At 44.5% G+C, this 12,790-nt stretch carries 10 protein-coding genes; 5 read left to right on the top strand and 5 right to left on the bottom strand.

Annotation, left to right across the window (positions count from 1 at the left end):
- Positions 1-6: 6 nt before the first annotated feature.
- Genes torC through torD form a run of 3 tightly spaced genes read left to right on the top strand, consistent with a single transcriptional unit; the run spans position 7 to position 4,360 of the window.
- The gene (gene torC / locus ACVBIO_RS15295; RefSeq protein ID WP_447159537.1) at positions 7-1,185 is read left to right on the top strand and encodes a pentaheme c-type cytochrome TorC; all 1,179 of its coding nucleotides are present in this window, start codon (positions 7-9) and stop codon (positions 1,183-1,185) included.
- A 14-nt stretch (positions 1,186-1,199) separates the two neighbouring features.
- Entirely contained in the window at positions 1,200-3,698 is a 2,499-nt protein-coding gene (torA, locus tag ACVBIO_RS15290) for a trimethylamine-N-oxide reductase TorA (RefSeq protein ID WP_447159536.1), read from the top strand.
- Entirely contained in the window at positions 3,695-4,360 is a 666-nt protein-coding gene (gene torD, locus ACVBIO_RS15285; RefSeq protein ID WP_447159535.1) for a molecular chaperone TorD, read from the top strand. The genes torA and torD overlap by 4 nt, the downstream gene beginning before the upstream one ends.
- A 131-nt stretch (positions 4,361-4,491) precedes the next feature.
- Here the strand turns inward: torD and torS are convergent, their stop codons facing one another.
- Positions 4,492-7,569, bottom strand: a complete 3,078-nt coding sequence (torS, locus tag ACVBIO_RS15280; protein ID WP_447172938.1) for a TMAO reductase system sensor histidine kinase/response regulator TorS — start codon at positions 7,567-7,569, stop codon at positions 4,492-4,494.
- A 138-nt stretch (positions 7,570-7,707) separates the two neighbouring features.
- On the opposite strand from torS, the gene torT reads away from it, so the two are divergent.
- Positions 7,708-8,772, top strand: coding sequence for a TMAO reductase system periplasmic protein TorT (gene torT, locus ACVBIO_RS15275; protein ID WP_447162925.1), 1,065 nt, complete (start codon positions 7,708-7,710; stop codon positions 8,770-8,772).
- Positions 8,773-8,902: 130 nt separating this feature from the next.
- Complete coding sequence (locus ACVBIO_RS15270) at positions 8,903-9,436, top strand: dihydrofolate reductase family protein (protein ID WP_447162926.1); 534 nt, start codon at positions 8,903-8,905, stop codon at positions 9,434-9,436.
- A gap of 175 nt (positions 9,437-9,611) precedes the next feature.
- Here ACVBIO_RS15270 and torR read toward each other — a convergent pair whose 3' ends face one another.
- The 4 genes from torR to ACVBIO_RS15250 form a co-directional block, all read right to left on the bottom strand.
- A complete protein-coding gene (torR, locus tag ACVBIO_RS15265) occupies positions 9,612-10,322 on the bottom strand; it encodes a two-component system response regulator TorR (protein ID WP_447172937.1) in 711 nt (236 codons plus the stop codon).
- Between the two features lie 212 nt (positions 10,323-10,534).
- A complete protein-coding gene (locus ACVBIO_RS15260) occupies positions 10,535-11,272 on the bottom strand; it encodes a TorF family putative porin (RefSeq protein ID WP_447159530.1) in 738 nt (245 codons plus the stop codon).
- Positions 11,273-11,470: 198 nt separating this feature from the next.
- Positions 11,471-12,295, bottom strand: a complete 825-nt coding sequence (locus tag ACVBIO_RS15255) for an ion transporter (protein ID WP_447159529.1) — start codon at positions 12,293-12,295, stop codon at positions 11,471-11,473.
- Positions 12,296-12,468: 173 nt separating this feature from the next.
- Entirely contained in the window at positions 12,469-12,765 is a 297-nt protein-coding gene (locus ACVBIO_RS15250; RefSeq protein WP_447172936.1) for a winged helix-turn-helix domain-containing protein, read from the bottom strand.
- Positions 12,766-12,790: the final 25 nt, after the last annotated feature.

Below are 12,790 nucleotides of genomic sequence, written 5' to 3'. Positions count from 1 at the left end.
GCCGTTATGAGATGGTTACTTAACATCTGGCGCACACTAACTAAACCGGCTAAATATCTGACTTTAGGCACTGTAAGTATTTCAGCTTTCCTAATGGGTATTATCTTCTGGGGAGGCTTTAATACTGCACTTGAAGCAACTAACACAGAAGCTTTTTGTATCAGCTGCCACAGTATGGAAAGCATGCCATACCAAGAACTGAAAAAAACGGTGCACTTTTCTAACAATTCTGGCGTGCGTGCGACCTGCCCAGACTGCCACGTACCACATAACTATGGCCGTAAAATTGCCCGTAAGTTAGAAGCCTCTCACGATGTATACGGCTGGTTATTCAATACGGTCAATACGCCTGAAAAGTACAATGCGAAACGCCTCGAAATGGCGAGCCGCGAATGGAAACGATTTGACCGTGACAAGTCTGCAGCCTGTAAAAACTGTCATAACTACGATTCAATGAAGTGGGACACCATGTCTAAGCTTGCAGTTAAGCAAATGAAGCGCGCTGCTGAGACAGACCAAAGTTGTGTTGACTGCCATAAGGGTATTGCACATACGCTACCTGACATGGGTACAGCTCGTGCACCTGAATTGATTGCTGAAGTCGGTCGTGGCATTAGCGGTCTTCAAGTAGGACAAAGCTACTTCACTGCGCTAACCAAGCCACTATTCTTCAACGATAAAACTGACGTTGAAGCGGGTACGCTAAATATCGCAACTAAGGTCAAAGTGCTTGAAGTTGTGGGTACTCGCGCCAAGATTGGTATTGACGGCTGGAGAAAGAAAATCGGTGCTGGCCGCGTGATCTATTACGACTTTGGCTTAAATATCCTTTCAGCTCAGCTCACTAAAGATGCTGCGCTAGAAGAAGGTGTGATTAAGACATTCGAAGAGAAAGAAGATCCTATGACGGGCCTAATTTGGCAACGTGTAGAAGCTGACATTTGGACAGATACTGACTACTTATTATCTGATCTACAGCCACTATGGGATTACGCTCGTAGCACATACGATACCAGCTGTAGTGTATGTCACACTCAACCAGCACCTGCCCACTTTGACGCAAATACTTGGCCAGGCATGTTCCAAGGCATGATCGCATTCGTCAACATGGATCAAGATACGCAAGCTTTGGTGCAGAAGTATTTACAAGAGCATTCATCAACTTTCGATAAGTCGGCTCACTAATAGGACATAATGCAATGAACAGAAGAGACTTTCTAAAAGGCTTAGTAGGAACATCTTATGTCGTACTTAGCGGATCATCAGTACTTGCACCTCTCAATGCGTTAGCAGCATCAGGTGCCGATGCAAGTGACGGCTGGCTTACAACAGGTTCGCACATGGGTGCGTTCAAGATGAAGCGTAAAAATGGCGTGATCTCTGAGGTTATTCCTTTCGATACCGATATGTATCCAACGGATATGATCAACGGCATTAAAGGGTTAGTTTATAACGAATCACGTATTCGCTACCCAATGGTTCGCTTAGACTTTTTATTAAAAGGTCACCAAAGCGACACTAAACAACGTGGTGACTTCCGCTTTGTTCGTGTGACCTGGGACAAAGCACTTGGCTTGTTTAAAGACTCACTCGATCTTATTCAAACAAAATATGGTCCATCAGGACTGCACGCTGGACAAACAGGTTGGCGTGCAACCGGTCAGCTGCACTCATGTACTAGCCACATGCAGCGCGCAGTCGCCATGCACGGTAATTTTGTTAAAAAAGTCGGTGACTACTCAACAGGTGCAGGGCAAACTATTTTGCCTTACGTCTTAGGCTCTACCGAAGTGTATGCACAAGGTACCTCTTGGTCACTGATCCTTGAACACTCTAAAACGATTATTTTATGGTCAAATGATCCATACAAAAACCTACAGGTTGGCTGGAATGCTGAAACCCATGAATCATATGCCTACCTTGCTCAGTTAAAAGAGAAGGTTGCTAAAGGCGAGATCCGTGTTATCAGTATCGACCCTGTTGTTTCCAAAACACAGAAATACCTAGGTTGTGAGCATTTATACATAAACCCACAAACCGACGTGCCATTCATGCTGGCTATTGCCCATGAAATGGTAGAAAAAAACCTACACGATAATGAGTTTATCGAAGGCTATAGCTTAGGCTTTGACAAGTTTTTACCTTATCTAAAGGGCCAAACTGATGGTGTTGAAAAAACACCTGAATGGGCATCAAAAATTTGTGGTGTTTCTCCAGAGATTATCCGTGATCTTGCAAAAGTCATGACCAAGGCCCGCACTCAAATTTTGATGGGTTGGTGTGTACAGCGTCAGCAGCATGGTGAGCAGCCATACTGGATGTCTGCGGTACTTGCGACCATGATAGGCCAAATTGGTTTGCCTGGCGGCGGTATTAGCTATGGCCACCATTACTCAGGTATTGGTATTCCATCTTCAGGTGCCGCGGCGCCAGGTGCGTTTCCACGTAACCTTGACGATGGCCAAAAGCAACTTTTTGATAGCACAGACTTTAAAGGTGCAAGTAGTGTTATTCCTGTTGCCCGTTGGATTGACTCAATTCTTGAACCAGGTAAAACCATCGATGCAAACGGCTCTAAGGTCACCTACCCAGACATTAAGATGATGGTGTTCTCTGGTAACAACCCATGGAACCACCACCAAGACCGTAACCGCATGAAGGAAGCCTTCTTCAAGCTTGAGTGTATTGTGTCTATCGATATGAACTGGACTGCAGCTTGTCGTTTCTCTGATATCGTGCTGCCAGCCTGTACCACGTTCGAACGTAACGATCTCGACGTCTACGGATCTTATGCTAACCGTGGCTTGCTTGCCATGCAGAAAATGGTCGAGCCGCTATACGAGAGTCTGTCAGATTTTGAAATATTCACTCGATTTGCAGCACTGTTAGGCGAAGGTAAAGCACAAGAGTACACTCGCGGCATGACTGAGCATCAGTGGCTAGAGATGCTATACAACGATTGTAAAGCGGCGAATAAAGGCAAGTTTGAAATGCCATCATTTGAAGAGTTCTGGCAAGCTGGCTATGTAAACTTTGGTGAAGGTAAACCTTGGGTTCGCCATCAGGCATTTAGAGACGACCCAGAGATCAATCCATTAGGTACCCCTTCTGGCCTGATTGAGATCTACAGCCGTAAAATAGCTAATTACAAATATGATGACTGCCCAGGCCACCCAACTTGGATGGAAAAGGTTGAACGTAGTCATGGCGGTCCAGGTTCTAAGAAGCACCCAATTTGGTTGCAGTCTTGTCATCCTGACAAACGCTTGCATTCACAAATGTGTGAATCAACCGAGTTCCGTGAAACCTACACAGTTAAAGGGCGTGAGCCAGTATACTTAAACCCAGAAGATGCCAAGAAACGCGGCATTAAATCTGGCGATATTGTACGTGTATTTAACGACCGTGGTCAGCTTATTGCCGGTGCCGTAGTATCGGATAAGTTCCCTGAAGGCGTTATCCGTATTCAAGAGGGTGCTTGGTATGGGCCGGTTGGCAAAGATGGTAGCAAAGAAGGTGGTGCAGAAATTGGCGCGCTAGACAGTTATGGCGATCCAAATACCCTAACACTAGATATCGGTACCTCTAAGCTTGCACAGGCTTGTTCTGCTTATACTTGCCTTGTTGACTACGAAAAGTATCAAGGTAAAGTACCTGCAGTCAGTTCATTCAGTGGTCCGGTTGAGATAGCACTATGAGTACAGATGCTGTAAACGCAGAGTCAATAGAGGTTAACCCAGTTAATCAGGTTCGAAGCACTATTTATCAGTTACTTTCGTCATTGTTTGCGAAAGAAATTGATCATAAAACACTGCATGATTTAACCAGTGAGCAAGCGCAGATTTTCTGGGCACAACTGAGCAGTGAAAGCGCCTTTAAAGCCGATGTAAATACCTTGGTTGCAGAGCTTGCTACGCTTAACACCGATAAGGCACTACTAGAACTTGCTGCTGATTATTGTGGCTTGTTCTTAGTTGGCACTAAATTCAGTGCATCGCCCTACGCAAGCTTGTATTTAGACAACAAGCCAGCAAGAAAAGGCGATGAGCCACTGCTCTTTGGTGAGCAGCATCAGCAGATGAGTGAGTTTTTGAAGCAGAGTCAGCTACAAGTACAAAGCGAGTTTCCAGAGCCTGCCGATCACCTTGCGGTGATCTTGGCTTATGTCGCTCACCTTTGTACCCATAGTGATGACGCTGCTCAGCTCAGCTTTATTCAAGACAACTTAGCTAATTGGCTAAATAACTTTGTGGCTAAAGTCACCGAAGTTGATCATGGTAACTTCTATCAAGCTTTGGCAAGACTCACCTATTCTTGGGTTAAGTCTGATGCCGAATGGTTAGCATCTGAATTAAGCTAACCCCAAAGCTATTACCAAGCGTCTATTAAAAACCGTCCATAAAAAGCGTGAGTGAACTTAAGTTCTCTCACGCTTTTTTATGTCTGTTAATCATCTGCTAATCGAGCAGCGAACCTTAATTGATTGCACTTTTACAAACCGTTACGCTCAGATTTTTGCTGCTCTATCCAAGCCTGTAATTGGGCGATTGATGCTTGCCATAATACTTTGAGCATTTCAAGCTCGCTGGCTTGATACTCGCTTAGAGTTAAGCCGGACTTTTCAAGTGCCTTGCACTGCTTTGATAACTCACCTAAGCCCATATTGGCACTACTCCCTTTTAGGGCATGTAATATATGACCAATATCGACACCGTCTTTGAGTAACCTGTTATTGAGTGAATCATCCTTGAATAAATTGTCAAAATGCACCTGACTGGTGTCTTGATAAAGCGTTGCTAGCTCTATTACAGTTTCTAGGCCGAGGTAAGTTAAGTCTTGAGTTAACTGGACTTCATCGAGCAATTGAAAAGGTGAAGGGTGTTTGCCCCCAGAGGGCTCTATATTCGCTGAAGGCTTTTTACCCGCTGATGGCTCTATACTTGCTGATGGCTCTATACTTGCTGAAGGCTCTTTACCTGCTGAGGGCTCTGCCTCCCCCAACCAGTTTGATAAGGCTTGCATGTCTAAGGGTTTCATCAAGACTAGGTTAAAGCCTTTTTCATGGTAGTTATCTATATCATCAGCTTGCACCTGCGCGGTAAATGCGGCAATTTCTATCTGATGCTGAGCCTGCTTATTCACCTGCTGCAGCTCTGCCAATAATGCGACCCCAGAACCGTCGCCAAGTTGAATGTCGAGCATGATGGCGTCAAACTGCTCTGCGCTTTGTTGATGGTAAATTTTCCGCGCCGCTTCGCAGCTTTGGGCTAATACTGATGTATGCCCCAAATGGGCTAAGAAGCCTTGAGCTACCATGGCGTTAATTTTATTATCTTCAATCACTAAGATATGTTTGGATTCAACATGCACAGCCGTAGCTTGCAGTTCAATATCGGGTCTATCACAACGCATTAATGGGAGTGAAAAACCAAAGGTACTGCCTTTACCCAGCTCACTCTTTACCCAGACGCCATGATTTTCAGTCTCTGCACCGGTATTCATTAATTCCACAAGCTGCTTACAAATAGCTAAGCCTAAACCTGTACCACGGTCCCGGCCTTTACTCGACTCATTACTGTATGCTTTAAAAAGCTTTTTCATCGCTTTAGCATCAATACCAACACCAGTATCTTGCACGGTAAACAGCAGTTGACTGTCTTTAGCTTCAACCGTGAGCTCAACCATGCCTCGAGGAGTAAACTTAATCGCGTTGCCTAATAAATTAAGCAATACCTGCCTGAGTTTGGGCCCATCGATATAAACCCATTGAGGTAAGCCTGCATGATTGGAGCGCAGCGTTAATCCAGCAAGTCCGGCACCGGCAAGCATAATTGCCACCACTTGCTCGAGTAACTCGTTAATATCGACCGCGCGCGGTTCATTAGCGAGTTTTCTCTGCTCTAAGCGAGAGAAGTCTAAAATGTCGTTCAACACGGTTTGCAGCAAGGTACCGCTATATTGAGAGAGTGCTAACATCTGTTGCTGAGCAGCTGGCAAGTTAGAATGCCCAAGCAAGGTTAAGGTACCCAGTAGACCATTAAGCGGCGTACGGATCTCATGACTCATCGTCGCCAAAAACAGCGACTTAGCCTGATTAGCTTGCTCAGCCATATCACGGGCTAACACATGACCTTTGGATTCTTTATCTAGCTGAATATTCGCTTCCGCAAGCTCAAGTGTTCTCGCCTCAACCTTAGCTTCCAACGCTTGTTTATGTTCAAACAATTCGGCAGCGATATCACGTAATTCAGCCTGTAATTTTTGGTTATGGTCAGTTTTCTGTTTAAACGCTTTAATAGCACTCGCCATCGCGGCGAGTTCATCATCACCTTGGGTATCAATGGTTACTGCTGTATTGCCAAGGCTCAGCTGGGCCAACGCCTTAGTCGCCGCATCAAGCTTAAGTGCAATGCCTTTATAAATAACTCTGTAGACCACAAAAAAGATCACCAAAAACATCAATAGCCCTGTCACCCACAGGCCCAATTTTGACCAACTTAGCTGCTTGAGATAGGCATTTCTGGCATTCTCAGCTTCTAAACGTTGCTGCTGCATGGCATTCGCCACCACCTTATTGAGTACATCCAGTTTGTCGGTTATCTGTTGTAGTTGCAGCTCTTGCGCTCGATTGTATTGGGTGTATTCCTGTTGCAATATCATACTTTGCGGTAACTTTTGCAGTAGAGAAAATTGCTTAGATAAGGCTTTGGCGCGATTAGGGTCACGAATAATGGCCGTTAGACTTGTCAGAGAAGAAAGGTATCTTTTCTCAACATCACCAAATGTGCCAGCCACTGCTTTCCCTCTGCTGGCAAGAGGTTTAGCCGGGAGCTGCAAAGGTACACGATTTTGAAAAGAGAGGTCGCGCACCACAGGAGTGGTACGACTGCTCATGTTACCCAGCAGACTATAAATACCGGACTCCAGTTCTGGAGACTGGAACATCTGCCCCATAAGCGCAATGTTATGCACTATTTTTAACGCGCGATTGAGGCGTTCTTGAGTATCTAAATCTTGCTCAATCAATGTATCGAGTAACTGCGCAGTTTTTTCAGCGCCTACCGCCTCGGGGTAAGCTAGGCTCAGCTTAGACAAAATACCCGAATCAACAATAGCGAGCTCCGCCAAGAGTAACTCGGTACTTTTATTGGCCGCATTGACTAACTCTTTGCCCTGCATTTTTAAATTGTAAGCTACCTCAATACGTTGGCCAACCTGCTCACCCAGCTTTGAAATGTCGACAATAATATCCGATGCGCTTTGCTCAAGACTTAAGTCGAAATTCACCTCTAGCGCCTTGAGGATCTGAATTGCACCAACCATGGTCGCGCTTTCAATTGACAACTTACGCCCCACAAACTGACGCTGAGACTCATCTTGTGTCTGGCCTAATTGTTTTGCATTTTCAGCTAAGGCATTACTCGAAAGAGCCAACTCACTGGCCGCTTCTGATGCAGGTAACGCGCGGTTATATAAATATTTATCTGCCTCTTGAACCCAACGCAGACTAATACTCCCTAGGCTAACCAGCAGCAGCAATAATAAGGCTAGCAAACCAAAAGCCAGCATAAGGCGACCTGTTAGGCTTTTTGTTGATAGGGATAATTTAGGCAAAGGTGATTTTGGCAAAAACAATACACTCACTGTTATCTGTTAAGCTGGTACAATATTAATCGCTTATTCAGTCGATTCATAGGGATGTTAACCATGGTAAAAATTCTGCTGCAGCGTTTGTTACCCTTTGTTGGCTTATGTTTGTTAAGCCCGCTTTTAACCGCCGCAGAAACAGCCTCACCTTGGTTATTAGAGCAAAGAACGCCCTTTGAGAGCATACAGCAGCAAAGGACTGCAATCGAACTCATACCGCTCACCTCATCTAAAAAAATATGGCGAATTTGTGCGCTCGTACCTCACCTAAAAGACACCTACTGGACCGGAATTAACTACGGATTAGTGCAACAAGCAAAGCAATTAAATCTCGAACTGGCGCTATTCGAAGCCGGTGGTTATTACGGCGTAGACAAGCAGTTAAGCCAGCTCGATAACTGTATGAAACACAACTTTGACGCGATTTTGCTCGGTGGTGTTCGCCCCGATATTTTAGACCTTTACCAGGCCCCAATTAATAAACCCGTTATCGCGCTGGTTAATCGGCTGGCTCACGAAAAAATCAATACTCGCATCGGTGTTAACTGGTATCAGATGGGCTATATTGCTGGTCACTATATTAAACAACAGGCCCACAAGCCTGCCAACCTTGCCTTGTTAACTGGCCCAGATAAATTAGGTGGCAGCGACCTTGTTGAGCAAGGCCTATCTGCAGCGTTAAAAGGCAGCTTAGTTAGCATTAGCGCTATTCACCACGCCGACAATAATCGCAACCTGTACCGTGATGAATTAGAGTCCCTACTCAGTAAGCAAACTCCAGATTATATTTTAGGTAGTGCTGTAGCCATAGAGGCGGGGGTTAGCATGCTGCGTCAGTATCAGCTAACCGATAAAGTAAAGCTTATCAGCAGCTATTTATCCCCAGCGATATTGCGCGGAATTTATCGTGATAAAGTGGAGTTTAGTAACGACGATCAGGTGGTTCTGCAAGGAAAGTTGGCTATCGACATTACAGTACGAGAACTTGAAGGGGCTAAACCCTTCGGTGATATCGGCCCCAAAATCCACACTCTTTACCCAGGCCATATTAGCAAAAATGTGCTCGAGACCAGTTTACCTCCAGCGGACTATTACCCGATTTACCGAGTAAACATTGAATATTGAGCCTAATAGAACAACGACTTTATAAGCTTGAGATTATCATGGGCGTATGGAGTTGATACCTGCAAGACTATGGACTATGGACTATGGACTACGGCGAATTTTAAATGAGATGCTTAATTGAGAAGTTTATATGACTAATATCGTTTATATCGCAACCAGTCTTGATGGCTTTATTGCTGACAGAAATAACAAAATTGACTGGTTACATGATATCCCCAATCCCGATGGTTCAGACTTGGGTTTCAGCGACTTTATGACCGGAGTTGATGCACTGATAATGGGACGAAATACATTAGAGATCGTGCTCAGCTTTGGCATAGACTGGCCCTATACTAAGCCCGTTTTTGTATTAAGTCATACATTAACAGCATTACCCGATGCATTAGAGGGGAAGGTATTCTTAGTGAATGGCCCTCTTAACGAGGTGCTAAAGCAAGTTAAGGCTCAAGGCTATAACAACCTGTATATCGACGGCGGCAAGACCATTCAAAGCTTCTTACAGGAGGACTTGATTGATGAGCTCATCATCACCACGATCCCGATATTACTCGGCGAAGGTATTCCGCTTTTTGGCAAACTCGCATCACCGCTTAAATTTAAGCATGTAAAAGCAGAGCGCTTAGTCGACTGTCTAGTACAAAACAGCTATATAAGGCTGAGATAGCTGCCGCGTAGTTCTATAAAAAGGTAGGGCTAAACGTCACGATATTAGCGCTGAAATACCGTCTAGCGTTGACCTTTAGCTCCGCTTCTGCCCTAAAACCAGTGTAAGCCGAAAGTTCACCATTAATGGCGGTTCCAGGACAAAACCTTTAAATAACAAAATGCCTAATTAGGTATTAATCCTTCACTTTCGCGGCAAATAAGTAGCCTTCACCGTGGATGGTGACAAAGAGCTCAGCTGATAGCTTATTACGCAGTCGACGAATGATCACATCTATGGTTCTGTCGTTAACGTCTTGATCTCTGTGGCTAGTTTGTAGCATTAAACGCTCACGGGATAACACTTGCTGCGGGTGCAATGAAAAGGCGGTTAACAGTTCAAACTCGGCTTTAGTTAACTTAATTTGCTCACCGTTATGGGTCAATTGCCGGCTATTAAGCTCTAACACATAATCATTAAAGGCAATGATATTGTCATTGGGATCATCTTGCTCTGCACTATCTACAACCGCCTTTGCCACCAGTGACATGCGCCAGAGTAAGTTCTTTACCCTAACTAACAGTTCTCTTAGCTCGAAAGGTTTGGTGACGTAGTCATCTGCGCCCATCTCTAGGCCAACAATTTTGTCTATGGTTTCATCACGCCCAGTAACCAGAATGATCCCCACATGACTCTTGCTACGCAACTCACGCGCAAGGCTCAATCCATCAACACCGGGCAAATTAATATCAAGCATAACCAAGTCGATATGTTGGCGTTCAAACTCACGCCACATCTGGTCTCCATCTTGAGCTTCGAGCACTTCATAGCCCTCTTTCTCAAAATAACCTTTTAATCTAGCTCTAATGACAGCTTCATCATCGACAACTAGTACTCGGTAACCCATATATCACCTCAACCCTAAACCGCTTTTATCTATAAAAAGTGTCTGCTTAAACGCGGCACATAATATACACAAGTTAACACGTAAAGCGAGCCGTTGAGGTGGGAAGTCACAGATAGCCACAAGTTATAGCGACAAATAAGACACAAAAAAGCCAACTTAATTTAAGTTGGCTTTTAGCGAGTAGTGATTAATTCATCAAAATAGCAATGTCATTAGAAGCTTTTACTGACCCCAAACACGACACGGTCATCGAAGATTTCAGTTTGAGTACCATAAACTAAGTGAGAGTCACCAACTGAACTACCATGGTATCTAAGGTCGAAAGTTAAGCCTACATAGTTAGCTTCGACACCCAAGTTCCAGTGAGTCCAGCCCTCGGCGCCTTCACCATCAAGGTCTTGGTAACCGAGTGAACCTGATAACTTAACGCCATTATTGAAAGCATAGCTTGGGTGAACAGCATAGTTAACACCCTGCCAACCATCAACACCAAACCAATCGTCTAATGTCGGTGTGACTTCAAGCTGAACATTTGCCTGACCAAATTGCTTAGCAACACGCAGCCATAATTCGGTATAGTTTGAATAGGAAGCACCAGGATAAAGATATGAAAATACCATTACGTCATAAGTAAAGCCGCTATCTCCGAAGGCACCCGCTTTACCGATATATGGCGCAGTTACGATCTCAAGGTTTGGATCGGCAAACTTAATGTTTGACGCAAATGCACCTGCGTACCAGCCATCATCATTGCCCCAGCCCAAAGTCCCCTGTACTACAGGTACGTCGCCATCCATCGTTTCGGATTCACCACGGAATACATAGTCAGTTGCAAACTTAACATTACCGCTAATTTGACCACCGAAAAGTTCGTTGTCATCGGCGGCTACTGCTGAGCCCATACTCGCCATCGCTAGGCCACCAAGCATAATCGCATGTGTAAATTTCATAATCATCATCCCAATTGTTTTCGATCTAAGTTTTAATTTAAAGCTATTAATCACAGCTTTTAATTTATGATTTTATAATCTGAGCTTAGGTAAAAATCCTACTCTCAAGTTATTAATGACCTTGAGAGTAGATATGAACTAAAAAACCAACATTGTGAAAAAATATGAATAGTGCAATTTATCTAAACCCTGTTCAGTTTAGCTGGCCTTCTTCAACAATAACCCCTTTAGCTCCTCAATCTGCCCCTTAAGCTCTGCTACATCGGCAACACTCGCTGGCTTATCCATTGGATCTTGAGGCTCTTGCTCACCGCGCATCGCCGCGGTTTCTTGGGTCATGACATCCAGTACAGCACCCACCATCATATTTAAAAATACAAACGCCGTTAAAAAGATAAAACTTAAATAGTACACCCAGCTCAATGGATACACCGCCATCGTCTCATACATTATCGATGTCCATGATTCGAAGGTAGAGATCCTAAATAGCGTCAACATGGCAACGGACACATCTCCCCACAAGAAATCATTAATGTGAGCGAAGAACATGCTGCCTATAGCGCCGTATATATAGAAAATCACAAACATGAGCAAAGCGATATAGCCCATTCGGGGGATGGCTTTAAGCAAGGCGTTCACCAGCATTCGTAGCTCGGGGATCATCGAGACTAAACGCAACACCCTGAAAATACGTAATAGGCGCGCTAACAATATCGCCGAACCACCAGCTGGAATAAGGCTTCCGATAACAATAATGGTGTCGAAGAGGTTCCAGCCATTGCTAAAAAATCGCTTCGGCCCGTCACTGGCAAGAAAGCGAATAATAAGCTCTATAGCAAAAAACACCGTGATACCGATATCGAGCACCACGAGGCTACTTTCCATCCAACTCGGTAAGTGGTAGGTATGTGCGCCAATCGACAGAGCAGAAACCACGATAACGAAGATAATGAAGCCTTGAAAAAACTTACTGTTATCAATTTTTTTGAGTTTTGACTGTAAGCCAGAAACATTCGCAAGCACGCTGTGCTCCTATTTTAAATGGGATTAAAAAGGCAATAAAACTGCTCTAGACCACGCAAGCAAACGCTACGCTAGCCAAAGGATCGCGCAGTGTAATCAGCAAGGCTTAATTTTGTGTTAAATCAAAGGCAGAAAAACGAGATTAGGGAGCGAGAAAGCTCCCTCTGGCTAGATTAGTTAAGTTGAGCTTCGATTTCGGATAAATGCTCCACCACCCATTCACGGTTAATGGCGCCCCAATGGTTAATTTGGTAAAAACCGGCATTATTGCGATCCCCCTCTTGCACAAACTCACACTCAATCGCGAGATCAGCCAAAGCAACAATAGCGTCTTGCAATGTGCGACGCGGCATTTCGGTGAGCTTATGCAAAGACAGTAAGTTATGTCTTTCACTGTCGATCAGATAGGCAATATATAGCTTTCGTAGCAAAGCCTTTTGCTGCTTAGATGCGGTAAAGTTGAGACTCATAAGGTTCTTATTATTCAGGGCATTG

The organism is Shewanella sp. 0m-8, assembly GCF_052977265.1.
The sequence above is the reverse complement of the archived record's forward strand: the minus strand, read 5'-3'. Positions and strand labels throughout refer to the sequence as shown.

What these genes read in the sequence shown, in the direction of transcription:
- torD (WP_447159535.1), top strand. Translation starts at nt 3,695, where the DNA reads ATGAGTACAGATGCTGTAAACGCAGAGTCAATAGAGGTTAACCCAGTT.
- torR (WP_447172937.1), bottom strand. Translation starts at nt 10,322, where the DNA reads ATGGGTTACCGAGTACTAGTTGTCGATGATGAAGCTGTCATTAGAGCT.
- ACVBIO_RS15250 (WP_447172936.1), bottom strand. Translation starts at nt 12,765, where the DNA reads ATGAGTCTCAACTTTACCGCATCTAAGCAGCAAAAGGCTTTGCTACGA.
- torA (WP_447159536.1), top strand. Translation starts at nt 1,200, where the DNA reads ATGAACAGAAGAGACTTTCTAAAAGGCTTAGTAGGAACATCTTATGTC.
- ACVBIO_RS15270 (WP_447162926.1), top strand. Translation starts at nt 8,903, where the DNA reads ATGACTAATATCGTTTATATCGCAACCAGTCTTGATGGCTTTATTGCT.
- torC (WP_447159537.1), top strand. Translation starts at nt 7, where the DNA reads ATGAGATGGTTACTTAACATCTGGCGCACACTAACTAAACCGGCTAAA.
- ACVBIO_RS15260 (WP_447159530.1), bottom strand. Translation starts at nt 11,272, where the DNA reads ATGAAATTTACACATGCGATTATGCTTGGTGGCCTAGCGATGGCGAGT.
- torS (WP_447172938.1), bottom strand. Translation starts at nt 7,569, where the DNA reads ATGCTGGCTTTTGGTTTGCTAGCCTTATTATTGCTGCTGCTGGTTAGC.
- torT (WP_447162925.1), top strand. Translation starts at nt 7,708, where the DNA reads ATGGTAAAAATTCTGCTGCAGCGTTTGTTACCCTTTGTTGGCTTATGT.